This window comes from Bradyrhizobium sp. URHC0002 (assembly GCF_054059515.1).
Genome location: NZ_JBSSCF010000001.1, coordinates 1,886,690 through 1,912,552, shown reverse-complemented (window position 1 = coordinate 1,912,552; position 25,863 = coordinate 1,886,690). Strand labels below are relative to the sequence as shown.

General features: G+C 63.3%; 25 protein-coding genes and 1 pseudogene. 6 read left to right on the top strand and 20 right to left on the bottom strand.

Annotated features, from left to right (window positions below; genetic code table 11):
- Window positions 1-59: 59 nt before the first annotated feature.
- The 3 genes from ACVWVY_RS09040 to ACVWVY_RS09030 all read right to left on the bottom strand — a co-directional run bounded on the left by ACVWVY_RS09040 (window position 60) and on the right by ACVWVY_RS09030 (window position 3,125).
- Window positions 60-1,022: an SGNH/GDSL hydrolase family protein gene (locus tag ACVWVY_RS09040; protein WP_456626052.1), complete on the bottom strand. Its 963-nt coding sequence runs from the start codon at window positions 1,020-1,022 to the stop codon at window positions 60-62.
- 82 nt (window positions 1,023-1,104) lie between these two features.
- Window positions 1,105-1,887 (bottom strand): SGNH/GDSL hydrolase family protein, encoded by a 783-nt coding sequence (locus tag ACVWVY_RS09035; protein WP_456626051.1) that lies wholly within the window; start codon window positions 1,885-1,887, stop codon window positions 1,105-1,107.
- On the bottom strand, window positions 1,884-3,125 hold the full coding sequence (locus tag ACVWVY_RS09030) for an OpgC domain-containing protein (protein WP_456626050.1): 1,242 nt from the start codon (window positions 3,123-3,125) through the stop codon (window positions 1,884-1,886). The genes ACVWVY_RS09035 and ACVWVY_RS09030 overlap by 4 nt, the downstream gene beginning before the upstream one ends.
- Before the next feature lie 234 nt (window positions 3,126-3,359).
- Between ACVWVY_RS09030 and apaG the strand changes: the two genes are divergently transcribed.
- From apaG to ACVWVY_RS09015, 3 genes are all read left to right on the top strand, one after another.
- Entirely contained in the window at window positions 3,360-3,752 is a 393-nt protein-coding gene (gene apaG, locus ACVWVY_RS09025) for a Co2+/Mg2+ efflux protein ApaG (protein ID WP_456626049.1), read from the top strand.
- A 412-nt stretch (window positions 3,753-4,164) separates the two neighbouring features.
- Complete coding sequence (locus ACVWVY_RS09020; protein ID WP_456626048.1) at window positions 4,165-4,482, top strand: hypothetical protein; 318 nt, start codon at window positions 4,165-4,167, stop codon at window positions 4,480-4,482.
- A gap of 192 nt (window positions 4,483-4,674) precedes the next feature.
- Window positions 4,675-4,902, top strand: a complete 228-nt coding sequence (locus ACVWVY_RS09015; RefSeq protein WP_456626047.1) for a hypothetical protein — start codon at window positions 4,675-4,677, stop codon at window positions 4,900-4,902.
- 15 nt (window positions 4,903-4,917) lie between these two features.
- On the opposite strand, the gene ACVWVY_RS09010 is transcribed toward ACVWVY_RS09015, so the two are convergent.
- The 3 genes from ACVWVY_RS09010 to ACVWVY_RS09000 all read right to left on the bottom strand — a co-directional run bounded on the left by ACVWVY_RS09010 (window position 4,918) and on the right by ACVWVY_RS09000 (window position 8,286).
- Entirely contained in the window at window positions 4,918-5,919 is a 1,002-nt protein-coding gene (locus ACVWVY_RS09010; RefSeq protein ID WP_456626046.1) for an Hsp33 family molecular chaperone, read from the bottom strand.
- Window positions 5,920-6,151: 232 nt separating this feature from the next.
- Window positions 6,152-7,078 (bottom strand): ornithine carbamoyltransferase, encoded by a 927-nt coding sequence (argF, locus tag ACVWVY_RS09005; RefSeq protein WP_456626045.1) that lies wholly within the window; start codon window positions 7,076-7,078, stop codon window positions 6,152-6,154.
- A complete protein-coding gene (locus ACVWVY_RS09000; protein WP_456626044.1) occupies window positions 7,078-8,286 on the bottom strand; it encodes an acetylornithine transaminase in 1,209 nt (402 codons plus the stop codon). The genes argF and ACVWVY_RS09000 overlap by 1 nt, the downstream gene beginning before the upstream one ends.
- 528 nt (window positions 8,287-8,814) lie before the next feature.
- Between ACVWVY_RS09000 and ACVWVY_RS08995 the strand changes: the two genes are divergently transcribed.
- Window positions 8,815-9,327 (top strand): GcrA family cell cycle regulator, encoded by a 513-nt coding sequence (locus ACVWVY_RS08995; RefSeq protein ID WP_456626043.1) that lies wholly within the window; start codon window positions 8,815-8,817, stop codon window positions 9,325-9,327.
- A gap of 217 nt (window positions 9,328-9,544) precedes the next feature.
- Here the strand turns inward: ACVWVY_RS08995 and phoB are convergent, their stop codons facing one another.
- The 10 genes from phoB to ACVWVY_RS08945 all read right to left on the bottom strand — a co-directional run bounded on the left by phoB (window position 9,545) and on the right by ACVWVY_RS08945 (window position 19,335).
- The gene (phoB, locus tag ACVWVY_RS08990; protein WP_214490252.1) at window positions 9,545-10,252 is read right to left on the bottom strand and encodes a phosphate regulon transcriptional regulator PhoB; all 708 of its coding nucleotides are present in this window, start codon (window positions 10,250-10,252) and stop codon (window positions 9,545-9,547) included.
- Window positions 10,253-10,262: 10 nt separating this feature from the next.
- Window positions 10,263-10,979: a phosphate signaling complex protein PhoU gene (gene phoU / locus ACVWVY_RS08985; protein WP_456626042.1), complete on the bottom strand. Its 717-nt coding sequence runs from the start codon at window positions 10,977-10,979 to the stop codon at window positions 10,263-10,265.
- A gap of 11 nt (window positions 10,980-10,990) precedes the next feature.
- Window positions 10,991-11,812, bottom strand: coding sequence for a phosphate ABC transporter ATP-binding protein PstB (gene pstB / locus ACVWVY_RS08980; RefSeq protein ID WP_456626041.1), 822 nt, complete (start codon window positions 11,810-11,812; stop codon window positions 10,991-10,993).
- Complete coding sequence (pstA, locus tag ACVWVY_RS08975) at window positions 11,809-12,654, bottom strand: phosphate ABC transporter permease PstA (protein WP_456626040.1); 846 nt, start codon at window positions 12,652-12,654, stop codon at window positions 11,809-11,811. Before pstA ends, pstB begins: the two co-directional genes overlap by 4 nt.
- A gap of 1 nt (window position 12,655) precedes the next feature.
- A complete protein-coding gene (gene pstC / locus ACVWVY_RS08970) occupies window positions 12,656-13,654 on the bottom strand; it encodes a phosphate ABC transporter permease subunit PstC (protein ID WP_456626039.1) in 999 nt (332 codons plus the stop codon).
- A 150-nt stretch (window positions 13,655-13,804) separates the two neighbouring features.
- Window positions 13,805-14,815, bottom strand: a complete 1,011-nt coding sequence (gene pstS / locus ACVWVY_RS08965; protein ID WP_456626038.1) for a phosphate ABC transporter substrate-binding protein PstS — start codon at window positions 14,813-14,815, stop codon at window positions 13,805-13,807.
- 141 nt (window positions 14,816-14,956) lie between these two features.
- Complete coding sequence (locus tag ACVWVY_RS08960; RefSeq protein ID WP_456626037.1) at window positions 14,957-16,258, bottom strand: ATP-binding protein; 1,302 nt, start codon at window positions 16,256-16,258, stop codon at window positions 14,957-14,959.
- Window positions 16,259-16,302: 44 nt separating this feature from the next.
- Window positions 16,303-17,364, bottom strand: a complete 1,062-nt coding sequence (locus tag ACVWVY_RS08955) for a lysylphosphatidylglycerol synthase domain-containing protein (RefSeq protein WP_456626036.1) — start codon at window positions 17,362-17,364, stop codon at window positions 16,303-16,305.
- 277 nt (window positions 17,365-17,641) lie between these two features.
- A complete protein-coding gene (locus ACVWVY_RS08950) occupies window positions 17,642-17,938 on the bottom strand; it encodes a hypothetical protein (protein ID WP_456626035.1) in 297 nt (98 codons plus the stop codon).
- A gap of 2 nt (window positions 17,939-17,940) precedes the next feature.
- Window positions 17,941-19,335, bottom strand: coding sequence for an OmpA family protein (locus ACVWVY_RS08945; RefSeq protein ID WP_456626034.1), 1,395 nt, complete (start codon window positions 19,333-19,335; stop codon window positions 17,941-17,943).
- A gap of 168 nt (window positions 19,336-19,503) precedes the next feature.
- On the opposite strand from ACVWVY_RS08945, the gene ACVWVY_RS08940 reads away from it, so the two are divergent.
- Together ACVWVY_RS08940 and ACVWVY_RS08935 are read left to right on the top strand one after the other, a co-directional pair.
- Window positions 19,504-20,562: a polysaccharide deacetylase family protein gene (locus tag ACVWVY_RS08940; RefSeq protein WP_456626033.1), complete on the top strand. Its 1,059-nt coding sequence runs from the start codon at window positions 19,504-19,506 to the stop codon at window positions 20,560-20,562.
- Between the two features lie 226 nt (window positions 20,563-20,788).
- Window positions 20,789-21,589 carry an SDR family oxidoreductase gene (locus ACVWVY_RS08935; RefSeq protein WP_456626032.1) on the top strand — a complete coding sequence of 267 codons (801 nt, stop codon included), beginning with the start codon at window positions 20,789-20,791 and terminating at the stop codon, window positions 21,587-21,589.
- A gap of 173 nt (window positions 21,590-21,762) precedes the next feature.
- On the opposite strand, the gene ACVWVY_RS08930 is transcribed toward ACVWVY_RS08935, so the two are convergent.
- The 4 genes and pseudogenes from ACVWVY_RS08930 to ACVWVY_RS08915 form a co-directional block, all read right to left on the bottom strand.
- On the bottom strand, window positions 21,763-22,038 hold the full coding sequence (locus ACVWVY_RS08930) for a hypothetical protein (RefSeq protein ID WP_456626031.1): 276 nt from the start codon (window positions 22,036-22,038) through the stop codon (window positions 21,763-21,765).
- 26 nt (window positions 22,039-22,064) lie between these two features.
- Window positions 22,065-23,501 (bottom strand): benzoyl-CoA 2,3-epoxidase subunit BoxB, encoded by a 1,437-nt coding sequence (gene boxB, locus ACVWVY_RS08925; RefSeq protein WP_456632151.1) that lies wholly within the window; start codon window positions 23,499-23,501, stop codon window positions 22,065-22,067.
- A gap of 19 nt (window positions 23,502-23,520) precedes the next feature.
- Window positions 23,521-25,210, bottom strand: a pseudogene (boxC, locus tag ACVWVY_RS08920) (2,3-epoxybenzoyl-CoA dihydrolase).
- Between the two features lie 107 nt (window positions 25,211-25,317).
- Complete coding sequence (locus tag ACVWVY_RS08915) at window positions 25,318-25,836, bottom strand: DUF309 domain-containing protein (RefSeq protein WP_456626030.1); 519 nt, start codon at window positions 25,834-25,836, stop codon at window positions 25,318-25,320.
- Between the last annotated feature and the right edge of the window lie 27 nt (window positions 25,837-25,863).

Below are 25,863 nucleotides of genomic sequence, written 5' to 3'. Positions count from 1 at the left end.
CACGGCGCTAGCGCGCCTTTGCCCACCCTACTCACCTCTGCGTTCGCAGGGACGACAGGCTACATCGGCCGATACGCCCGCACGTCCGCGGGCACGTTGACACCGAGCTTGATCTGGCCGACCGACTTGATGATGTCGTCGCCGAGCAGTTGCGCGAAGCAGGCGTAGCCCCAGTCGCTCATGTGAAGGCCGTCGGCAATCACGAAATTCTCGATCGGGATCGCCTGCCGCTCGTGCCAGTCTTTCATGACCGCAAAGCGCGGGAAGAGGCCGACCTTGCGAAGCTCGGCGGTCCTGTTCAACAGCTTCATCATCCTGCCGGCGCTTTCGGCGTGCTCGTTGACCTTCGGCGAATATTGCGGATCGATCAGCACGACGTCGGCGCCAACCGCCTGAATGCGCGCGATACCTTCCTCGACGAGCTTTGCCGTCTCGCCCGGATCGAGGTTGCGCAGCACGGCGTTGGTGCCGACCTGCCAGATCACCAGGTCCGGCTGCAAGTCGATGACGGCCGTCTGCAGCCGCTTCATCATTTCCGGCGCATCCTCGCCGCCCTTGCCGGCGTTGACGACGGAGATGTCGGCCGTCGGATATTGCCGGCGCAATTGCGCGGCGAGCCGGTTGGGATAGTTGAAATCCGGCGAGGTCGCGCCGTAGCCGGCGGTCGATGACGATCCGAACGCGACGATCATCACCGGCTGACCGGCGACGAGTTCGCTGGCGACGCGCGGCAGCGACCCCATCGATTTGGAGGCGCCCTTCGGCGGCAGGCAGGGTACGCGGCTGAAGATGTCGCCGGCGGACTTGGCGACCTCTTTCACCTTATCGATCGCCTTGCCGGTGATGCCCTTCTGAGCCGTTGGATTGGCTGCAGCCGTCGTCGCGGCTTGCGGCGGCGCGCTTTCAGCCGAGGGCTTCTGTTCGGTCTTGGTTTCAGTTTTGGCGCGGTCGGACAGCGCCGCCTGCTGCGCGGTCTGTTGCGGACCGGTCTGGGCAAGCAGCGGCGACACCGAAGCGGGCATCAATAGCGCCAGGCTCACGGCGCAGACGGTCGGTAATGTCGACAAACAAAAAGGGTAGTGACGGCTCATTAAGGCTAGTTCCCTAATTCTGCTGCGCTTGGTCCAGGCGGGCCGCATCGAGCACAAATTTCGACAGTGCGCGGCCGAGGCAAGCATGAACCCGTTTGGCCATGTCGGGGCCATGAACGGTACTGAACAGGTCGAAGTCTCCGGCGTCGTTCCAATGACGCATGATACCAAAGCGGTCGAACAGCGGAACATTATGCTGCTGCGCGACCACGCGCATATTATCTAGGTACGGCGGCGCAGAAATCATCGTCTCCGTGCGCGGGCTGTATTGCGGATTGATCAGAACCACATCGGCACCCGCGTTTTGCAGTGCAACAATCCCCTCGCCGACGGCGCCGCGAAAATCGTCGGGATCGACGGACCGCATAGCATCGACGGTTCCGGTCTGCCAGATGACCAAAGTAGGCCTTTTTGCTTCCACCAGCTTAACGAGGGTGGGGTCAGTTTCCTCCGCGGTTTTCCCGGGCTGTAGTTCTACGGATAGATTGACCGGAATCGAGGGCAGCTTCTCCTTCAGCGCGGCTTGCAATTTAGCGGGATAAGCGCTGTCGGCCGAAGCGGCGATGGTCGAGGAACGGCTGCCCACCACAAGGATGGTCAGCGGCCGGCCGTTCTTGATAGCGTCGGTGACCTTCGGCAACAGGCTTTCGGTGCTCAGGAGATAGGTCGGCACTTCACAGGCCTGGGGTGAGGCTTGGGATGAGGCCGGGGGGGCATCCTCGGCGCGCGCCAAACCGGTAGCCGCAAGACCGGCGAGCAGGGACAGGGCCAGTACGGCTCCAGAACCGGGCCTCATACGCTCCCTCCCGCCATATCGGCATTCCCGCCCGTGCGCTTGGTCTTGGACGCATCTTTGTCGGCCGAATGCTTGTACCACGAAATCACCCAGGCCACGCCCCACATGATGAGGATTCCGGCAAGGCTGACCAGGGCGTGTGTGACGGCACCGCCGGAAACCTCGGCCAGTACGAAATGCCCTGCGAAGGCGAGGAAGACGCCGAGACAGAATATCTCAAGCGAATGCTGGCCGCACAGGATCAATGGTCGCAGCCAGGGCGATTTCAGCCCCGGCCAATCCCTGGGCAGGAAGCGCACGGTGAGCGCCGCCAGGGCCAGAAAATGGGCAAACCGCAGCACGTCCAGATCGGTCTTGGTGATCGGGTACATCCACTGTTCGAGCCGCTTCGGCATCAGAAAGCTGAGCTGCGGTATGTGCCAGGTCAACGTGACGAAGAATGAAAACGTCAGATAGGCGATGCAGATCCACATCGTCACCGGCGACGACAGGATCCGCGACATCCGTGCGGCGCCGCCGAGCGCGCACCAGGCGCCGAACACGAACAGCAACTGCCAGGCGAACGGGTTGAAGATCCAGAAGCCGCCGGGATAGGCCGTCAGGTACCAGTCGAACTGCCAGGTCAGCGCATACAGCAACACCGATAACCCGAGCGACACGTCAGGCCGCCACTTCATCAGCCACAGGACGATCGGCAGAAACAACATCAGCACGATATAGAGCGGCAGCACGTCCATATTGACGGGACGGAAGCGCAACAGCAGCGCCTGCACGATCGTTACGTCAGGCTGCTTGAGAAAATCCATGATGCCCATTTCCTCGCTGTAGAGCGGGTTCTCGAAACGGGTCGCGACGTAGGAAATTTCGGCGAGGAAGATCGTGAACAGGAACACATGCGCAACGTAGATCTGCCAGACCCGGCGCAGGATCCGCGCGGTCGCCACCACGAAGCCGGCCTGCAGCATCGCGCGGCCGTAGACGAAGGCGGCGGTGTAGCCGGAGATGAAAATGAAGATTTCGGTGGCGTCGGAAAATCCGTAATTGCGAATGGTGAACCAGGTCAGGAAATTGGTCGGCAGATGATCGACGAAGATCAGCCACAGCGCCATTCCGCGAAACAGGTCGAGCCGCAATTCGCGCTCGCCGGCCACCGGCAGCGCAATCGCCGGCGCGGACAGCGCCGCGGCCTTGCTATCGCTGAGGGTAGTTCCGGCAACTGGATCGGCAATGGACGACATCTGGCACCGTTAGTTTAGCTTTCAGGCGTGCACTGTCCGGGAAAGATAATATCGGCCCGCAACTTGCGCACAAGATACGCGAACAGATACGGGGCCAGACCGCGCGCGGGTGCGCTCTAGAAGGGAACTATGTTGAAACCGCGATCAAACAACCGGCAAACCCGGCGGACCGGCGATTGTTCCCCCGGCATTCTTGGCTATGATGAGGAACAGTGTTTCCGGAAGCTTGCCCGCATGTACCGCGCCGTCACCCGCCAGATCGAAGTCACCGTCGAGCCGAACTTCCTCCCCGAGCGCTCGTCGGTCGATCGCGGTCAGTATTTCTGGTCCTACACCATCGTCATCACCAATACCGGCGCCGAGACCGTGCAACTCCGCACTCGGCACTGGATCATCACCGACGCCACCGGCCGCAAGCAGGAAGTCCGCGGCGAGGGCGTGGTCGGCGAGCAGCCCGTGCTCGCGCCGGGCGAGCGCTTTGAATACACCTCCGGCGTGCCGCTGCAGACCGCCTCGGGCTTCATGACCGGACGCTACCAGATGGTCAACGAAAGCGGCGAGAGATTCGAGATCGACGTGCCGACGTTCTCGCTGGACAGCCCGGACAACAGGCGGGTGTTGAACTAGAGGCAACGCATCGTCCTCTGTCGCCCGGATGAACGAAACGACATCCGGAACGCACGCAACACCGGCCCCGGATATCGCTACGCTCATCCAGGCTACAGATTCTTGGGCCATCGTTCTCTCCCCGTCATTGCGAGCGCAGCGAAACAATCCATGGCGCAGCACGCGGAGAGGTGGATTGCTTCGCTGCGCTCGCAATGACGGCTGAACGAGCAAAGCGACTTGTCGCGCCGTAGCTCAACGAGCGAAGGCGGAAGCGTACCCACCACCAAGAAGCACGATCGACGATAGAGGTGGCACGGCGCTATCGAGACCTCGTCACGTGCGTTTGGTGACAATAAACCGCCCGCTGCAGGAACCATTGTCGTGCCAGCCTGTTGGCTTCCTGACACAATTACTTTTGGAAAGAGCCATCATGAAAAAACTCGCGATCTATCTGGCCGCCGGCGCAAGTACCCTTCTCGTGACGGCCGCTTCCGCAGCACCGCTTTCCCCGAATGTATCGGCCGCTCCGGAGAGCAACATTCAAAATGTTCGCATGGTTTGCAACGAGGCCGGCCAGTGCTGGCGCGAGCGTGGTGAGCGCCGTGTCATTATCCGCGAGCACAGCGATTCCTACGGATATGCTCCCCGCCGCGAGCGCTATATCGAGCGGCGCGGCTACGATGAAGGTCCCGGCATCGGCATCCGCGCGCCTGGTGTCAGCGTCGGAATCGGTACCGACCGCTACTGAGAAAGCCGATGACAGTCTTAATACGAGCAAAGCCGCGGAGAAATCCGCGGCTTTTTCGGATGCGAACTCACATCGCCCGGAGCGGTTGGTCAACCGGCACGCCAAATCGTGCTAACATTCGTTCGGACAGCTTCGAATTGAGCCGACGACCAGGCCCGGTGTTATCGCCGCGCCCCTCCAAAAGGACCGATGATGAAAAAACCCATTCTCTCCCTCGAAGAGCCGGAGCCGAAAAAAGCCCCGCGCGCCGACCGGCCTCCTACCGAGGGCTTCGTGACGGTTGTCGACGGCCACTTCAAGTCGGAGTTTGCCAGTGCCGAGGCTGCCGAAGCCGCGGGCCGGAAACTGAAGTCGGCCTATCCGATGCTCCAGATCGAAATCTATGATGCCGCCACCAAGGTCCGCACGTTGTTGAGCTAGAGCAATATCGTCGCGCTATTCCTCCACACCCGCTTCTTGCGGCGTGAACTGGTAGACCGACGAGCAAAATTCGCAGGTCACCACCACCTTGTCGTCCTTGACCATCTCGGCGCGGTCTTTCGCGGCAAAACTTTTCAGCATCGCGGAGACGGCGTCGCGCGAGCACGAGCATTGCGCGCGCAACGGCAGCGGCGTGAACACGCGCACGCCGCGCTCGTGGAACAGCCGGTACAGCAACCGCTCGCCCGACAAATCCGGATCGATCAGTTCGACATCCTCGACGGTGCCGATCAGCGACTGGCCCTCGACCCAGGCGTCATCTTCGGCAACGGAATGTGTCACCGCGCCATCCGGCGCATCGCCGGGATGCAGGTCGGCCTGCCGCGCCCGCTCCGGCGCCTTCGGCAAGAACTGCAACAACATGCCGCCGGCGCGCCAGCGATGTTTCGGTCCGTCGCCCCCGCGCCATTCCTCGCCCACCGCGAGCCGCACGCGGGTCGGGATCTGTTCGGAGCGCAGGAAATATTCATGCGCGGCTTCTTCGAGGCCGCCGCCGTCGAGCGCCACCAGGCCCTGATAGCGGCTCATGTCCTGCCCCTGATCGATGGTCATCGCGAGATGACCCTTGCCGAGCAGGGCGCCTGAATCCTGGCCGTCCTTCAGCCGCTTCGCGTCATAGCGCGCATAGGCGCGCAGGCGGTCCGGCGACTGGAAATCCACGATCAGGAACGACACCGGGCCGTTGGTCTGGGTCTGCAGGATGAAGCGGCCGTCGAATTTGAGCGCCGAGCCGAGCAGCGTCGCCAGCACGATCGCCTCGCCGAGCAGTTTTCCGACCGGTGCGGGGTAATCGTGCTTGGTCAGGATGTCGTCGAGTGCGGGACCGAGCCGGGTCAGCCGGCCGCGCAGGTCGAGTTCTGCGACCTCGAACGGCAGCACCGCGTCATCGACGGGAACGGACGACGGCGCGCGAACGGGCGCCTCGGTCGTGGTTTTTGCGTCTGATTGTGAATCCATGGCGCTTTATCTGGGGGCTAAGAGGGAAAATTGAAGGGGGTTGAAGAGAGCGAAACCACCTCCACGAGTCGTCCCTGCCTGATGCACAATTGCGCACCAGGCGCAGGGCCCATAGCCACAGGGCCCAATTGTGAAGCACGGCGTCTGCCACACCGCAACAATCGAAAGATCACGCGGTATGGGTCCCTGCGCCCGTGAGCGATTGCGCACCAGGCAGGGACGACGGAGTGAGCTACGCCCCTTCGTTAAAACACCAGGCCAATATGCCCTTTTGCGCGTGCAGGCGGTTTTCGGCCTCGTCGAACACCACCGATTGCGGGCCGTCGATCACCTCGTCGGTGACCTCCTCGCCGCGATGGGCGGGCAGGCAGTGCATGAAGATCGCATCACTCTTGGCCAGCGACATCAGCTTGGCATTGACCTGATAAGGCTTGAGCACGTTGTGGCGGTGTTCGCCGTCCTTGTCGCCCATCGACACCCACGTATCGGTGACGACGCAGTCGGCGCCGCGAACGGCGGCTTCGGGATCGTTGCCGAGCACGATCGGGGCTTGTGTCGCCTTGATCCAGTCCTTCATCGCCTTGTTCGGCGCGAGCTGCGGCGGGGTCGCGATATTGAGCTGGAACTTGAAACGCTCCGCCGCATGCGCCCACGACGCCAGCACGTTGTTGTCGTCGCCAGTCCAGGCCACGGTGCGGCCCTCGATCGGCCCGCGGTGTTCCTCGAAGGTCATCAGGTCGGCCATCACCTGGCAGGGATGCGAGCGCCGCGTCAGCCCGTTGATCACGGGCACGGTGGCGTGCGCGGCCAGTTCCAGAAGCGCATCGTGATTGAGGATGCGGATCATGATCGCATCGACGTAGCGCGACAGCACGCGCGCGGTGTCGGCGATGGTCTCGCCGCGGCCGAGCTGCATCTCCGCGCCCGTCAGCATGATCGACTCGCCGCCGAGCTGGCGCATGCCGACGTCGAACGACACCCGCGTACGGGTCGAGGGACGTTCGAAGATCATCGCCAGCGTCTTGCCTTCGAGCGGCTTCTTGCCCTTGTCATGTGCCTTGAGCTTCGCCTTCATGTCGGCGCTCAAGGCCAGCATGTTGCGCAACTCCATTGGCGGCAGTTCGCTGATGTCGAGGAAGTGACGGACCGATTTGCTCATCACCCCGCCGCCTTCTTCAACTGATTACCCGACAGCGCGGCGCAGGCGCGCTCGAGCATCTGAACGGACTCGCCGATCTCGGCCTCGGTCACGATCAACGGCGCCAGGAACCGCACCACATTGTCGCCGGCGCCGACGGTGAGCAATTTCTCGTCGCGCAACGCATTGACGAGATCGCCCGACGGCACCACGGCCTTGACGCCGACCAGGAGCCCCTCGCCGCGCACTTCCGAGAGCACGGTGGGATAGCGGTCGACCACGGAGGCCAGTTTCTGTTTCAGCAGCAGCGACATCTTCTGTACGTGGTCGAAGAAGCCGGGCGTCAGCATCACGTCGAGCACGGCATTGGCCGCCGCGATCGCCAGCGGATTGCCGCCGAAGGTCGAGCCGTGCGAACCGGGCGTCATGCCGCTTGCGGCTTCCGCGGTCGCGAGCACCGCGCCGATCGGAAAACCGCCGCCCAGTGCCTTGGCCAGCGACATCACATCCGGCGTCACGCCGACGCGCTTGTAGGCAAAGAGATCGCCGGTACGGCCCATGCCGGTCTGCACCTCGTCGAATGCCAGCAGCAGGCCCTTCTCGTCGCAGAGCTGACGCAGCGCCTTGAAGAACGCCTGCGGCGCGGAGCGCACGCCGCCCTCGCCCTGCACCGGTTCGATCAGGATGCCCGCGGTGTGCGGGCCGATCGCTTTTTTCACCGCTTCGAGATCGCCGTGCGGCACCTGGTCAAAACCATCCATCGGCGGGCCAAAGCCTTCGAGATATTTGGCGGAGCCGGTGGCTGCGAGCGTGCCCAGGGTGCGGCCATGGAACGCGCCTTCGAAGGTAACGAGCCGATAGCGTTCGGGATGACCCTTGGAGAATTGATAGCGGCGCACGACCTTGATCACGCCCTCCATCGCCTCGGCGCCCGAATTGCAGAAGAACACGAGGTCGGCAAAGCTCTGTTCGCACAGCCGCGCGGCGAGCTTCTCGCCGTCCGGGCTCTTGAACAGGTTCGACATGTGCCAGAGCTTGGTCGATTGCTCCTGCAGCGCCGCGACCAGATGCGGATGGCAGTGACCCAGCGCGTTCACCGCAACGCCTGAGGTGAAGTCGAGATAGCGATCGCCATTGGTGGCGGTCAACCAAGCGCCCTCGCCGCGCTCGAAGCCGAGATCGACCCTGGCAAAGACGGGGAGCAGATGCGACGTGGCGCTATTGGTCATGGCGATCACAAATGGTTTGCATTGAAGGTTTGAGACCCGCTTTCAAGACCTGCCGCGCAGCACACGCCTGCATGGGCGCGAACGCGGCAACGGCCGGTCTTGCGAAAACGAAACGTGCCGCCTCTTAAGGGCGGCACGTAAGAGGTATTCTATGTGGGCGGGGAGCGCTGTCAACACGCCACGAGGCCGGCTTTCCTGCACTGCAAGAAGGGGAAATCCGTCAAAAATCCGTAGGATTGCGGTGTGGTGGAAAACACGCAGTGCAATGCTTAGATATCGGAACATGTGGACGCGCGGGCCCGGACTCTTGCGCCGGAGTCACGCCATATTGTAGCGTTTGGGCTGTCGGGTACGACATCTCGTGCGGCGGTTCTGATCCCAAGAGTCCATTTTGTGCAGCGTACACGTTCGGGCGCGGTTTTCGCGCCCGGCGAGGGCTAAGGGATTCTGACCGCAGGGATTTTTAAGACGAATGACGTCGCCTGCGCGGCCCCTGATCGGCCGGCGCGAAGCGAAGGGAAGAATACGATGACGGTTTTGACCTGGTCCGATGATCGCGTCGAGCAGCTGAAGAAGCTCTGGGAAGCCGGATTATCGGCCAGCCAGATCGCCGCGGAACTTGGAAATGTGACGCGAAACGCCGTGATCGGCAAAGTGCACCGGCTGGGCCTGTCCGGCCGCGCCAAGAGCCCCTCCTCGGCCGCCCCGCGGCAGCGCAAGGCGCGTCCCGCCGCCCAGCAGATGATGCGGGTGTCGAGGCCGGTCTCGCGCGGCAACACCGCGCTCGCGCACGCCTTCGAGGTCGAGTTGGAGGCTGATCCGATCGCCTTCGACAACGTGGTGCCGATGAGCCAGCGGCTGTCGCTGCTCGAACTGAACGAGGCGACCTGTCACTGGCCGGTCGGCGATCCCTCGAGCCCGGAATTCTTCTTCTGCGGCGGCAAGGCGCTCTCGGGCCTGCCCTATTGCGCACATCACTCGCGCGTGGCGTATCAGCCCGCTGCCGACCGGCGGCGGCAGCAGCCGAAGCCGACGCGGTAGAACGCGCGGCAGTAATTGTCGTCCCTGCGAACGCAGGGACCCATAACCACGAAAGCACGTGGTTATATCTGGCTGGAGCTCCAGCTCTTTTCAACAAATGTCATCGGTGTTTACGGGTCCCCGCGCCCCGTGCGCAATTGCGCACTAGGCGGGGACGACGGCAGCATGTGCATGCCCTTGCGCGTTCGCGGGGACGACGTGCGCGACGACGAAGCAGCTATTGCTGCTCCACCTTCGCAAACCGATCGTCCAGCGCATACCCCGCGCCACGCACGGTGCGGATCGGGTCCTGCTCGCGGCCGGGATTGAGCAGTTTGCGCAAGCGGCCGATATGGACGTCGACGGTGCGCTCGTCGATATAGATGTCGCGACCCCAGACGCTGTCGAGCAATTGCTCGCGGCTGAAGACGCGGCCGGGATGCTCGAGGAAAAACTCCAGCAAGCGATACTCGGTCGGACCGAGATCGATCTGACGGCCCGAACGCGCGACGCGGCGCTTCTCGCGATCGAGTTCGATGTCGCCATAGGTCAGCACGGTGGCGAGCCGCTCGGGGCTTGCGCGCCGCAACAGGCCCTTCACCCGCGCCAGCAGTTCCGGCACCGAGAACGGTTTGACGATGTAATCATCGGCGCCGGTCGCAAGGCCCCGCACCCGCTCGCTCTCCTCGCCGCGTGCCGTGAGCATGATGATCGGCAATTGCTTGGTCTCCGGCCGCGCCCTTAAGCGCCGGCAGAGCTCGATGCCGGACAGGCCCGGCAGCATCCAGTCGAGCACGACGAGATCGGGCACGCGCTCCTTCAGCCGCGTATCCGCGTCGTCGCCGCGGCCGACGGTTTCGACCTCATAGCCTTCGGCGTCGAGGTTGTAGCGCAACAGCGTGGTCAGCGCTTCCTCGTCCTCGACCACCATAATGCGCGCGCTCATCATTCTTTCCTCAACTATTGGGTACGGTCGCAGCAAAATTCGTCATGTCGCCCTTCGGGCGCTTGTCGAGCATCTGCTGGCCCTCGATCATGTAGAACACGGTCTCGGCGATATTCGTGGCGTGGTCGCCGATCCGCTCGATATTCTTGGCGCAGAACATCAAATGGATGCAGAACGAGATGTTGCGCGGATCTTCCATCATGTAGGTCAAGAGTTCGCGGAACAGCGAGGTGCAGATGGCGTCGACTTCCTCGTCGCCCTTCCACACCGCCATCGCCGCCGGCAGATCGTGCGCCGCATAGGCGTCCAGCACCGACTTGACCTGCGACAGCACCAGGTCGGTCATATGCTCCAGGCCGCGCATCAGCTTCAGCGGCTGGAAATCGTTCTCCAGCGCCGCGACGCGCTTGCCCATGTTCTTGGCGAGGTCGCCGATCCGTTCCAGATCGGTGGCGACCCGCATGGCGCCGACGATTTCTCGCAGATCGATCGCCATCGGCTGGCGACGCGCAATCGTCAGCACCGCGCGCTCCTCGATCAGATGCTGCAGACGGTCGATCTCGACATCGGTCGCGACGACACGCTTGCCGAGCGCGACGTCGCGGCGGACCAGCGCGTCGACGGATTCGGTGATCATGCGCTCGACCATGCCGCCCATCTCGGCGACGAGACGGGTCAGTTCCTGAAGATCGCTGTCAAATGCCTTGGCGGTGTGTTCAGAAGCCATTTCTTATCTCCTCAACCGAACCGGCCGGTGATGTAGTCCTGCGTGCGTCGATCGCTCGGCGAGGTGAAAATCTTGTTGGTGTCGTCGAACTCTATCAGCTCGCCGAGATACATGAAGGCGGTCTTGTCCGAGACGCGCGCCGCCTGCTGCATGTTATGGGTAACGATGGCGATGGTGTAATCCTCCGCCAGCTCCTGGATCAGTTCCTCGATCTTGGCGGTCGAGATCGGGTCCAGCGCCGAACAGGGCTCGTCGAACAGGATCACCTCGGGCCGCACCGCGACGGTGCGCGCGATGCAGAGCCGCTGCTGCTGGCCGCCGGACAGCGACAGGCCGCTTGCATTGAGCTTGTCCTTGACCTCGTTCCACAGCGCGCCGCCACGCAGCGCCTTCTCGACCCGGCCGTCCATCTCTGACTTCGAAATCTTCTCATAGAGGCGGATGCCGAAGGCGATGTTTTCGTAGATCGTCATCGGGAACGGCGTCGGCTTCTGGAACACCATGCCGACGCGAGCCCGCAGCAGATTGAGATCGAGCTTGGGATCGAGGATGTTGGTCTGGTCGAGCATCAACTGGCCGGTCGCCTTCTGGCCGGGATAGAGATCGTACATCCGGTTGAAGATCCGCAGCAGCGTGGACTTGCCGCAGCCGGACGGGCCGATGAAGGCGGTGACGCGGTGGGTGCCGAGCGTCAGGTTGATGTTCTTCAGCGCGTGGTGCTCGCCATAGTAAAAGTTCAGGCCGCGGGCGGTCACCTTGGGCGGGGCCTCCGGCAGCGCCACCTGCGGAACGGGCCCGCTCGCGGTACTCACGGATACGGAGAGTTCGGTCATTTGGATGTCCTCTCGGCGCCGAGAATGCGCGCGCCAATATTCAGGGCAAGTACGGTGAGTGTGATCAGGAGCGCCCCGCTCCAGGCGAGCTGCTTCCAGTAGACATAGGGGCTCTGGACGAAGTTGTTGATGGTGACGGGCAGGTTCGCCATCGTCTTGGTCAGGTTCAGGCTGAAGAACTGGTTGGAGAGCGCGGTGAACAACAGCGGCGCGGTCTCGCCGGCGACGCGGGCCGTCGCCAGCAGCACGCCGGTGATCAGACCCGAGCGCGCGGCACGATAGGCGATCCGCCGGATCACCAGCGAACGCGGCAGGCCGAGCGCGGATGCGGCCTCGCGCAGCGGATTGGGCACCAGCCCCAGCATGTCCTCGGTGGTGCGAACCACCACGGGGATCACGATCACGGCCAGCGCCAGGCAGCCGGCAAAGGCCGAGAAGCCCCCCATCGGCACCACGATGGCGCCGTAGATGAACAGGCCGATGATGATCGAGGGCGCGCTCAACAAAATATCGTTGATGAAGCGGATCACCGAGGTGAGCTTGTCGTGCTTGCCGTATTCGGCGAGATACGTGCCGGCGAACAGGCCGAGCGGCGCGCCGATGCCGACCCCGATCACGGTCATGAGGATCGAGCCGACGATGGCGTTGCGCAGGCCACCATCGGTCGAACCCGGTGGGGGCGTATCCTGGGTGAAGACGGCGAGGTTGAGGCCGGCAAGGCCGTTGTAGAACAGCGTGAACAGGATCAGGGCGAGCCAGGTCACGCCGAACAAAGCGGCGCCGACGCAGAGCGTGCGGATGATGATGTCGAAGCGGCGGCGGGAAGCGTAGATCGGGTTCATGTCAGTTCCCCGCCTTCTTTTCCAGCCGCATCAGCATCAGCCGGGCGGCGGCAAGCACGAAGAAGGTCAGCACGAACAGAAGCAGGCCGAGCAGGATCAGGCCGGATTGATGCAGCCCGTCGCTCTCGGCGAATTCGGAAGCGATCGCCGCCGAGATCGTGGTGCCCGGCGCGAAGATCGAGGACTGGATCTTGAACGAATTGCCGATGATGAAGGTCACCGCCATGGTCTCGCCGAGCGCGCGGCCGAGCGCCAGCATGATGCCACCGATCACGCCGACCCGGGTGTAGGGGATGACCACATTGCGGACGACTTCCCAGGTGGTGCAGCCGACGCCGTAAGCCGCTTCCTTCAGCACCGGCGGCACCGTCTTGAAGACGTCGACCGAGATCGAGGTGATGAAGGGCAGCACCATGATTGCGAGAATCAGCGCGGCGTTGAACAGGCTGAGATAGGACGGAGGACCGGCGAAGATCGTGCCGAGCACCGGGACGCCGTCGAAGATACTGATCATGAACGGCTGGAAGGTGTTGGCCAGGAACGGGCCCAGCACGAAGAAGCCCCACATGCCGTAGATGATGGAGGGAATGCCGGCGAGCAGTTCGATCGCCAGGCCAATCGGACGGCGCAGCCAGAGCGGGCAGATCTCGGTGAGGAACACTGCGATGCCGAGACCGACGGGAATGGCGATCATCATCGCGATCCCGGAGGTGATCAGCGTGCCGTAGATCGGGCCGAGCGCGCCGAGAACAGGCGGATCGGCCGAGGGCGCCCAGCGCTGCGTCCAGAGGAAAGCTCCGCCATATTCGCGGATGGCGGGCCAGGCGCCGACAATGAGCGAAATGATGATGCCGCCGAGGATGAGGAGAACCGAGATCGCGCAGGCGCGCGTGATCCAGTAGAAGGTGACGTCGCCGAGTTTGAACGCGCTGAGAGCCCTTGCGCGATCATAAGGTCCGGCGGCTTCCATTACGTCGCTTTCGACCGTCATCTCTGCCACGCCAATCCCCTGTACTTATAGCCCAATGACCCGGACTTCGGTGCACGGCTTTTTCGGCTCGCGCATTGTTCTTGCCTCTCCTGTGCCGAGAGGGGTGCTCAACCCGGACAAGCCGGGTTGAGCGATCGCGTTGCGAAGCGAAAGGCCCCGTCAGCTCTTGATCTCGGCGGTCCAGGTCTTCTCGATCAGCTTGACCACCGATTCCGGCATCGGGATGTAGTCGAGCTCTTCGGCCATCTTGCCGCCCTTCTCGAACGACCATTTGAAGAACTTGATGGCTTCCTGGGAGGCTGCCTTGTCGGTCGAATCCTTGTGCATCAGGATGAAGGTTGCCGCCGTGATCGGCCAGGAGGCTTCGCCGGGCTGGTCGGTGAGGATCACGTAATAGCCGGGCGCCTTGGCCCAGTCGGCGTTGGAGGCGGCCGCCTGGAACGCTGCGACGGTCGGCTGCACGGTCTTGCCGGCCTTGTTGATCATCGCCGCATAGGTCAGCTTGTTCTGCTTGGCGTAGGCATATTCGACGTAGCCGATGGCGTTCTTGGTCTGGCCGACATTGCCGGCAACGCCTTCATTGCCCTTGGCGCCGACGCCGGTCGGCCATTCGACCGCGGTGCCGGAGCCAGCCTTGGCTTTCCATTCGGCGTTCGACTTCGAGAGATAGTCGGTGAAGTTGAAGGTGGTGCCCGAACCGTCGGAGCGGCGCACCACGGTGATGGCGTCGGCCGGCAGCTTCAGCTTCGGATTGAGCTTTGCGATCGCGGCATCGTCCCACTTCTTGATCTTGCCGAGATAGATGTCGCCGAGCACTTCGCCCGACAGCACGAGCTCGCCCGGCTTGACGCCCTCGAGATTCACGACCGGCACGATCGCGCCCATCACCATCGGCCACTGCACCAGGCCGTCCTTCTCGAGCGTCTCATGCTTGAGCGGCGCGTCGGTGGCGCCGAAGGTCACGGTCTTGGCCTGGATCTGCTTGATGCCGGCGCCGGAGCCGATCGACTGGTAGTTCAGACCGTTGCCGGTCTCCTTCTTGTAGGCGTCGGCCCACTTCGAATAGATCGGGAAGGGGAAGGTCGCGCCCGCGCCGGTGATATCGGCAGCGAAGGCCGACGTCGACGCGGCGACCAGGCCGGCAGCGACGATTGTCCTGATGAAATTCATGGTTGGCTCCATCTGGTGAGCGAAGCGCCTGTTGCGCCCGATCGCGCCCACCTGCCGTCCGTCTAGGACCGGTCGATAGAGCTTTTACGAAGGTTGGATGACAGTTGGATGACAGTCTCAAGCGATTGAAATCGCTTGGATTTAATGCGCTGCCGGGGTCTTCGCCTGGGGAAAACAGGCGGTAAAGACCGCGCCGTTTTTCGGCACGCTTTCGATCAAAAGCCGGCCGCGATGGCGGGCAAGGATATGTTTGACAAGGGATAAACCGAGCCCGGTTCCACCCTGGGCGCGGCTGTCGCCGACATCGACCCGATAAAACCGCTCGGTAAGCCGCGGCAGATGTTCCGGGGCTATTCCCGGGCCGAAATCTCGCACCATGACCCGGAATTCCGGGGCGCCTTCGCCCGATACGGCCGAAATGAGGGAGACGATAACCTTGCCGCCGGACGCGCCATATTTCAGCGCATTCTCGATCAGGTTTTCGAACAGCCGCAGCAGTTCCTCGCGGTCGCCGGCGATCACGACCGGGGTATCAGGCAGGTCGATCTCGATGTCCACCTGACGTTCCCCCGCCAGCGGCTCCAGCCCGTCGGCGACCTGGCGGATGATCGGCACGATATCGGCCAGCGTGTCGGGCCGGACATGGGCCGACAATTCGACCCGCGACAATGACAGCAAATCGTCGATCAGGCGCGCCATCCGCGTCGCCTGCGTATGCATGATGCCGAGGAAGCGCTCGCGCGCCTTGGCATCCTCCTTGGCAGGCCCCTGCAACGTATCGATGAAGCCCGACAACGCCGCCAGCGGCGTCCGCAGTTCGTGACTGGCATTGGCGACGAAGTCGGCGCGCATTTCCTCGACCCGCCGCAGCGGCGTCTGGTCATGGAAGGTCATCAGCATGCACTTCTCGGCGCCGCCGAACAGCGTCGGCACCGGCACCGGCGTGATGATCAGTTCCATCCAGCGGTCGACCGGCACCTGATCCAGATAGGTCGCCCGGCGCGGTTCGGTGGTCGCGATCGCCTCGCGCAACGCGGTGATGATCTCGGGCGAGCGCAGCGCAAACTGCGCGAGTTCGTTCTTGCGCAAAGCGGGCGCGAGCTGGGCTGCCGCCGCATTGAGATGGATGACGCGCCCGGCGCGGTCGAGCAGCACGGCCGGATCCGGCATGCCGGCGACGACGGCGCTGACGGCTGCAGACTCGACCGGAGTGACGGCGCGGACATCGTCACGGGAGGCCACCGCATGATGCAGCCGCCATGGCACCAGCGCCGCGGCGGCGATACAGATGAAAACCGCCACGGCGCGCGCCGGCGAGAGATCGGCCAGCACCACGAGCGCGCAAAGCGCGAGGCCGGCGGCGAGCAGGATGATGGCCGAATGCCGCAACCGGTCCGGCCACGGTGCAAAGAAGGAGGAAGAGCTGGAATCGTCAATCGCCATGGCGCAGGCTTTCTTCCTCTATTTGTGAGGCGTCTTCCGCACCATCAGGTGCCGGTGTCGCCACGCTCGCGCACATAGACGGCGGCCTTATGCCTCGTCGGCTCGGCGCCGGCGCCGGGCGCCAATTGGCGCAGGCGCTTCGATCGCGCGCCGATGATAATCTCCCGAAGCGTCAGCAAGATTACAGATATGATAAAGGGCCCGATATAATACAGGACGCGGAACAGCAGCATGCCGGCGAGCAGTTCCTCCCGGTCCATCTGCCAGAGCCCGACCAGCATGGCGGCATCGAAAACGCCGAGCCCGCCTGGTGAATGGCTGGCAAACCCCAGCAGCGTAGCCGAGACGAAGATGACAGCTACGACAACAAAACCCAGATTGGGCTCGTCCGGCACCAGCACATACATCGCCAGCGCACAGAAGCCGAGATCGACAATGCCGATGGCGATCTGCAGCAGCGTCAGCGGCCCGCCCGGCAGGGTGACCGTCCACGGCCCGCGGCCGACGCTTCGCGGCTGAGCCCAGACCCAGGCCACATAGCCGACCAGTCCGAGAAGGATGCCGAACGCCGCAATGCGGTTGAGCCAGACCGGAAGCTGATCGATCGAGGCGGCGGCCTCCGGGTGATAGGCGATGCCCAGCCCCAGCACGGCGGCATTGCCGAGCCAGAAGGTCAGCCCGGCGAGGAAACAGATTTTTGCGACATCGATCGCGTTCAGCCCCCAGGCCGAATAGATCCGGTAGCGCACCGCGCCGCCGGTGAAGACGCTGGCGCCGACATTGTGTCCGATCGAGTAGGAGGTGAAGGCGGCAAGCGCATTGACGCGATAAGGGATGTGGCCCTGGCCGATCGCGCGGACCGCGAACCAGTCATAGAAGGTCAGCGTGAAATAGCCCGCCGCCACGAACAGGGCCGCCAGCGCGACCTGACGCGGCTCGGTGCTCTTGATGGCGTCGATCACCTCATCGGTGTCGATGCCGCGAAGCATGTGATAGAGCACGTAGCACGCAACGGCGATAACCGCGATGCTGATCAAGACCCCGAGCTTGTGCAGGACCTGCTTCTGGCGCAGAAACGAGATCGCCCTGCGTATTGCTTCCAGCATCTACACCTCGAATTGCGCTTATGCGACGACGGTAGCGGCATGAACCCCGCCGGCGCTACGCTGCTCCCTTGTCCCTCTGGTAGCGCGTTTTGAGCCGGAGTGGAATTCGCCTGACGACAATAAAACACGCTCCTTCAACATATTAGGCGCAGGTGATGACGGTGGTGGCGCAGTTTTGCTGCATTCCCGCCGCCCGATGGGGGTTCCGGACCATAGAAGGGGCCGGTCAACAACCTGTGACAATGACGGCGGTAAAGCTGGCAGGCCCATGCTGCGGTCAGGCCGGCGGCGCACTGCGCGAGACGACCCAGTCGCGCAACCATGATCCGACCACACAGCCGCAGAGATAAAGCGCGAACATGACCAGCCCAAGATCGAGCCAGTAACCGAAACGGCCGGGTACGACCCGCGCGAGGGCTGCTCCGATCAGCGCCACGACCAAAGCCGAAAGCACCCATCGCAGCTTCCCCGAGACGCCTTCGCCGTGCTGAACCACTGAAATCCAGCCCATGGCGAAGCCAAGCAGCACCGATCCCAACAGCCAGCCCCAGTAGAATGTGGTCAGATAGGCCATGCTCACTTCACCACGAAATCGATGCGGCGGTTCTGCGCCTTGCCCTGGTCGGTGTCGTTACCCGCAATTGGCTGCGTCGAGCCGTAGCCGACTGCGCTGAACCGGTTGGCCGGCAATCCCGCCTTGACCAAATAGTCGGCGACGGCCTGGGCACGCTTCTCGGACAGCCCCTGGTTGGCCGCCTCGTCGCCGTCGGTATCGGTATGTCCTGATATCTCGATATTGGCGGTCGGACAGCGCAAAGCGGTTTCGATCAGGCGATCAAGAAGGCCGGCGGAATCTGCGACAATGTCGGCCTTGCCGGATTCGAAGCGGATCCGGGCCTTGCCGAGCAACTCGGAGAATAATTGCTGGCAGACGGTCGCGTCCACCGGCGCCGCGGCCGGCTTGACCGAAATTTCCGGCTTGAACTGCCAGCCCTGCGGAAAGTCCTTGCCGAGACCGGCGCGGATCTGACCGGCGGCAGCCTCATAAAGCGCATCGCCCGACAGCTTGACCTCCCGGTCGGAGACGACGAGCGTGCCGGTCGACAGCCGCGACAGCGCGCCAAGCGCCGATACCACCGCGTTGGCAAACCCGGCAGGGGCGCCAACGCTCTCCTTGAGATTGTCGACGACCTTTTCGCTGAAGAACTTGCGTCCCGCCGCCGCCGCCAGCGCGGCATGGGCATTGCTGTCGGGCGCATTGCCGGTCAGCGTCAGCGTCACCGCGACCGGATCCTTGTAGGCCTGGAAAATGTAAGGCGGCGCCTTGACCTCGTTGGCCCCGACCGAAAAGCCCTCGGGCAGATTTTTCAGCGCGGCGGCGATGGCTTCCCGGCCGCCGAGTTCGCGCGCCATGCCGGACAGGCTGACCGTGGTGTCCGACAGCGTGATCTTGCCGTCCTTCAGCTTGCCGACCTGGTCGAGCAGCAACAGCGCGGCATTGTCGAAGCGCGGCGGCGCCCCGCGCGACAGGTTCGTCCGGTCGACCACTTCGACGCCGCCGAGATTGGCGCGGGCCGCCTCTATCAACCGGCCCTTGGTCGCCGGGAGCGGCGAACTGCCCGACAGCGTCACCCGAAGGACGTCGCGTTCGGCCGACCAGACAAATGGCTTGGCTTCGGGAACGAGCCGGGTTTCATCGTTGACCAGCCGCACGCCCGGCACCGCTTCCACCGACGCCACCGCATTCTGCCGGCCGTCTTCCGAGAAGGCATCCGCCGCAAGCGTCACGTCGCGGCCTGCGACCGAGATTCGCCTTTTGTCGAGGATGGTGTCCTTGAGTGCTGCGGTCGAACGCTGCACCAGGTCGGCTTCAAGCGGTTCGGTGCTCGTCCAGGCCGCGATCGCCCAAAAGATGACCAAAGGAATGATGCCCAGCCACCATTTGCCACTCCACCTGAAAAGTCCGTGCATTCGAGTTCCTGCCGGGGTCCGGAACGGAGAGAAAACAAACCCTTGCGAGGCTGTCAAACCCGAAATGTCGCAGGGGCCGAAACGCTCTGAAATTGGTCCAGCTAACTGTTTCTTCAGCGGTCTTTCGCTAATTTCGCACCGTAAATAACCGGGCAGCCCAGCATCTCGATGAAACTGCTTCGCAACACCGTCATCCGCGCCGGACTGGAAGCGCTGTACTTCTCCGGGGCGCATTACCTGCTGCGACCAATCTTCGCAGGCGTCGGCGTCATTTTCATGCTGCACCACGTCCGCCCGAGGCGCGACGGCGCGTTTCAGCCCAATCATCATCTCGAGGTCGAGCCAGAATTCTTGCGGGCGATGCTCGCGCATCTTCGCAACCTCGACGTCGACATCGTCACCATGGACGAGGCGCATCAGCGCCTCCAGGAGCGCAAATTCGCGCGGCGCTTCGCCTGCTTCACCCTCGACGACGGCTATCGCGACAATCGCGATTTCGCCCTGCCGGTGATGCGTGAATTTGACGCGCCCCTCACCGTCTATGTGACGAGCGATTTCGCTGAAGGCACCGGCCGGTTGTGGTGGGTCGCGCTCGAGCGGGCGATCGCAAGAGCATCCGCCATCGAAGTCCCGATCGGCGGCGCAAAGACCCGCCTCGACGCCTCGACGCCGGCGGCGAAGCAGGCGGCTTTCGACCGCATGCACGACTGGCTGCGCGCCCTGCCGACCGAACACGACATGCAGCGCGAGATCTCCGCGCTGTGCACGCGATATGACGTGGACGAGACTCCTATCGCCCGCGAGCTCTGCATGTCCTGGGAGGAATTGAAGGCATTCGCTGACGATCCGCTGGTGACGATCGGCGCGCATACGATCACGCATTGCAATCTGGCGCGGCAGAGCGAGGAGACCGCGTCGTTCGAACTGGCCACCAGCCGCGCGCGGATCGAAGCCGCATTGCAACGGCCGGTGCTTCATCTCGCCTATCCCTATGGCGACCGCATCGCGGCGGGCCCACGCGAATTCTGCCTGGCGAAGGCGGCCGGATTCAAGACCGCGGTTACGACGCGGCCGGGCATGATTTTCCCGGAGAGCGCCGAGCACCTGACCGCGCTGCAGCGGGTTTCGCTCAACGGCAATTACCAGGACGCGCGCATCCTTCCGGTCCTGACCTCCGGCGCCGCCACAGCGATGTGGAACGGCTTTCGCCGCATCGACGCGGCGTAGAAGTCATCGCGGTGCAGCTGTCGTCCCTGCGAACGCAGCGACCCATACGCCGCGGCCCAGCAATTAGGGCGATGGAGTAGTCACCTACCAAAACAACTGAAGCCGGTGGTTATGGGTCCCTGCGCCTAGTGCGCAATTGCGCATCAGGCAGGGACGACGAAAACTGGCGTCCTTGACTCGAACCCCTCTCCCGCTCAAAACCGGCGGCAAAGCAATGGAGGAACGCATGTTCAAGGATCTGTTTTCGCTTAACGGCCGCGTTGCGCTGGTGACGGGCGGCTCGCGCGGGATCGGCAAGATGATCGCGGCCGGCTTTCTCGCGCAGGGCGCGGCGAAGGTCTACATCACGGCGCGCAAGGCAGGCCCTTGCGAGGCGACTGCGAAAGAGCTCTCCGCCGCCTATGACGGCGAATGCATCGCGCTGCCGATCGACATCTCGACGGTCGAAGGTTGCGACAAGTTGGCTGGCGAATTCATCAAGCTGGAGCCGAAGCTCGACATCCTCGTCAACAATGCAGGAGCTGCATGGGGCGCGGAATTCGACGAATTCCCGGAAAGCGGCTGGGACAAGGTCATGGACCTCAACGTCAAATCGCTGTTCTTCCTGACCAAGGCGCTGGCGAAGCCGCTGCGCGCGGCGGCGTCACCCGAACGGCCGGCCAAGGTCATCAACATCGCCTCCGTCGACGGCATCTTCGTCAACCCCGGGGAGACCTATTCCTACGCCGCAAGCAAGGCCGCCGTGATCCATCTGACGCGGCGCATGGCGACGAAACTGGTCAAGGACAATATCAATGTCACCGCGATCGCGCCGGGCGCGTTCAAGTCGGACATGAACCGGGCGGCGCGCGACCATTCGGACGAAGTGGCAAAGCGCATTCCGGCGAAACGCATCGGCACCGATGAGGATATGGCGGGGGTGGCGATCTATCTCGCCTCGCGCGCGGGCGATTATGTGGTCGGCAATACGATCGCGGTCGATGGCGGCGTGGTCTACGCCAATGCGGGGCTTGAGATCGCGGGGTAGGCGTTGCGCACGACCGGTCGTCATACCCCGCGAAAGCGGGGTATCCAGTACGCCGCGGCCTCAATTGGTTGACCGTGGCGTTTCTGCAATTGACACCGGTGTTTACTGGATCACCCGCCTTCGCGGTTGATGACGGCTATGTCGAAGGCGCGGGCTCGCGCTTCTCTCACATCTCACTCTTTATATTCGAAATCAGCCCTGGGCGCGTTGGGCAGTTCGCGCTCCAACGCCTCCCGATAGCGCAAACACCCGCGCAGGAATTTCGGCCAGGGCGGCACGGCCACCTCGGGCGTGACCTGTTCGGGCATTAGTCCCCAGAGATCGGGATGGTGCCAGCACAGGTCGTGACCGGTGCTGTCCCTGTGCGTGCGAATACCAGCCCTTAGACGCTTCACCTCCGCGACCAACTGGTCGCGGTTCAGTGCTTCAAGATCGCTGTCGGGGTCCATGTTACTGCTCCCCGATGTGGGGCGGTTCAGGTTTCGATTTTGACGTACTCGAAATCGCCGGGCTTGTTGTCGATGCCGACTTTCGGCGGCGAGATCCAGTTGGCGTAGACGCCGGCTTCGGTCACGGGCTTCATCAGCGAGGCGATGAAATCGCCGTCCTGCGTCGAAGGTAACCATTCGCCCTTGCGCTGGTTCCAGGTGGCGTCGTCGATCAGGATGCCTTCCGGCGTGGCGTGGATATCCTTGAACTCGCCGATCTGGCGATGGAACGCGACGTTCGGCAGCGTCAGCTTGTACTGATAGCCCGCGGTCGAAATGACCTTGTTCCAGCGCAGCATGCCCTTGACGCAATCCTGCGTGTAGTCGTCGCGCAGGCGCATGTTGAGCGCGGTCAGCGCCGGCTCGTCGACGCGCTTGATCACACCGTCGACCAGCTTGAGCACCGGATAGGTGGCGTTCTTGAGCTGGTGGTCGTCGTCGATCTGGGTTTCCTTGTAGCGGCCCTTGATGCCGGCGTTGAAGGCATTCGCCGCGTTGGTCGAGACTTCCGAGCCGAACAAGTCGAGCGACAGCGAATAATGCAGGTGCAGCTTCTTCTGGATGGTCGGCAGGTCGATCACCCCGAGCGCACGCACCTTGGCGATGTCGGTGGGATCGGTGATGCCGGCTTCCTTCATCGCCTCGCAGGTGCGCTGCACGACGCGGCTGATGCCGGTCTCGCCGACGAACATGTGGTGGGCTTCTTCGGTCAGCATGAAGCGGCAGGTGCGCGACAGCGGATCGAAGCCGGACTGCGCGAGTGAGTGCAGCTGCATCTTGCCGTCGCGGTCGGTGAAATAGGTGAACATGAAGAACGACAGCCAGTCCGGCGTCGCCTCGTTGAAGGCGCCGAGCATGCGCGGTGAGTCCGCATCGCCGGAGCGGCGGCGCAACAAATCATCGGCCTCCTCGCGGCCGTCGCGGCCGAAATATTTCTGCAGCAGGTAGACCATGGCCCAGAGGTGACGGCCTTCCTCGACATTGACCTGGAACAGGTTACGCAGGTCGTAGAGCGAGGGCGCGGTCTTGCCGAGATGGCGCTGCTGCTCGACGGAAGCGGGCTCGGTGTCGCCCTGGATCACGATCAGGCGGCGCAACGTGGCGCGGTGTTCGCCGGGGACTTCCTGCCAGGCCGGCTTGCCGTAATTCTCGCCGAAGGGAATGACGCGGTTCTCCTCCTGCGGCGCCAGCAAAATGCCCCAGCGATATTCCGGCATCTTGACGTAATCGAACTTGGCCCAGCCGCGCGGATCGACCGAATAGGCGGTGCGAAGGTACACCAGCGACTGCTGGAAACCTTCCGGCCCCATGTCGCCCCACCAATCCATGTAACCGGGATGCCAGCCCTCGAGCGCTTTCAGCACCTGGCGATCCTCGCTGAGATTGACGTTGTTGGGGATCTTGGTCGAGTAGTCGACATTCATGAAATTCATGGTGTGCTCCTTAAACCCGCGTCATATCGAACTGCGCCATTCTGGCCGGTGCCGTAGCGGCGCAGCGCGCCGTTTTCGCCGACCGCATTGGGGCGCTGGAAGATCCAGTTCTGCCACGCCGTGAGGCGCGAGAAGATTTTCGATTCCATGGTCTCAGGGCCAACGAAGCGCAAATTCGCTTCCATGCCGGTGAGGCCGTCGGGCGAGAACGACGTGCGTTCTTCCAGGAACACCCTCACCTCGTCATCCCAGTCGATATCGTCGAGCGCGAAGGTGACGAGGCCGAGCTCTTCGGCCTCCTCCGCATCGAGCGTGGTGCCGATGGTGGCTTCCGCGCGCTCCAGATCGGACGGATCGGCCTGGAAGCGCGATTGCAGCCGGGTCAGGCCATGGCACATCGGATAGGGACCGAAATTCATCGCGGTCAACTGGATCGCCGGGGGCTGGCGGTTGTCGCCCTGCCGCGAGCCGATCAGCATGTAGGAGCGGTCGGCGGCGAACACGAGTTCGGCGAGCGTGCCGGCGAAACAGGAGCCCGGCTCAACCAGCGTCACCAGCGTGCGCGAGGTGACGTCGATGCGCTTCAACACCCGCTTCCAGTAGTGCCTGATCTCGTTGACCAGCCAGTGCGCCTTGTTGGCGTCGAGGAAGGTGTCGCAGGCCACTACATTGGCGGCATCGCCATGGCTCTTGAACAGCAGCATCGCGATTTCGAGTTCGTTGATGCGCAAGTGAAGGATCGCATCGTCAAGCTCGCGCGCCACCTGCAGCGGCCAGAACGACGCGCCTTGCGCGATCAGGCCGTCGATATCGGCAGGCGGAGCGGCTTCCGGCGCCCTGATCGAAATGGTCGCAATCCGCGCGGCGCGGTCGATGTCGACATTGACAAAACCGTAGCGGATGCCGCTGTCGTCGATGGTGCGGTGGAGCGGCGACAGCGTGATGCCCTTGCCGTTGCCGTTGCGCTTCGAGGCGGCGGCAAATTCTTTTGCCCGATCGGCGACTTTGCTTTCGAGCTTGCTGTTGGGCACGATCTCGTCGACCAGTCGCCACGCAACGGCGCGCTTGCCCTTGATGCCTTCCTCGATGGTGCAGAAGAAGTCGGCATGGTCGCGGCGCACCTTGCGCTTGTCGACCACGCGCGTCAGGCCGCCGGTGCCCGGCAGCACCGCGAGCAGCGGCACTTCCGGCAGCGACACGGCAGCCGCGCCGTCATCGGCCAGCATGATGTGATCGGTCGCCAGCGCCAGTTCGTAGCCGCCGCCGGCCGCGGTGCCATTGACGACGGTGATGAAGCGCTGTCCGGAATTCTCCGATGAATCTTCCAGGCCGTTACGGGTCTCGTTGGTGAATTTGCAGAAATTGACCTTGTGGGCGTGGGTGGCGCCCGCCAGCATGCGGATGTTGGCGCCGGCGCAGAACACGCGGTTCTTGCCCGATCGCATCACCACCGCCTTCACTTCCGGGTGTTCGAAACGCAGCCGCTGCACGGCGTCGGCGAGTTCGATATCGACGCCGAGATCGTAGGAATTCAGCTTGAGCTGATAGCCTTCGAACAGACCGGCATTCTCGTCGACGTCCATGGTGAGCGTCGCAACGTCGCCTTCCACGCCCAGCTTCCAGTGCCGGTAGCGCTGCGGATCGGTTTGAAAATCGATGTACTTCGCGCCGCCTGCGAGGACGCGATCTTCACCGGCCATGAGGACACCCTCTGTCGTTTTCTCAGGATTTGCTTGGTTGGTTAGATGCACAATAATGCATGTTTTTTAGCAAGTCCAGCCCAAACCGCCGAAACATGCATTTTGTTTCATGTTCTGATAGCGGCGGCGAATGCCACCCAATCGGTCTTGGCGAGCGGAGGCCGCTCCAGTTTGCCCTTGATGAGGGCCGCCAGTGCCGCTGCCGGAAAGCAATCCGCAAATCCGTCACCGCCAGCGTTTCGCATCCCCAGCACATCGAGTTCGCCGAGCGCCTCCCCGAGCAGCCGCGCCGTGACGTGCGGCTTCTGCATGCGCAGCCGCAAATTCGCTGTCGCAATCAGGATGCAGGCGCGCAACAGGATCCGCTCGCGACCGCCCTGCGGCGCCGCCGCCCACACCGCCTCCAGGATCTCCTGCGCTTCCCAGAAGTAACCGCGGTCGTTGAGCGTGAGGCCGTAGCGTAGTGCGGGATGGCGCGCCGGCACGTAGCCGCCAAATCGTGGCGGCACCAGAGCTGTGATCTGCGCCAGCGTTTGGTAATCGGCACTGGGTTTTTCGGATTCGCCGGGCACATAGGCCCATCGCGGCAGCGGCAGGTTGCCTGCGGCTGGCGGCGGCGTGGTCATCGGGGCGCCGCCCCGGAAAAAAGCAAA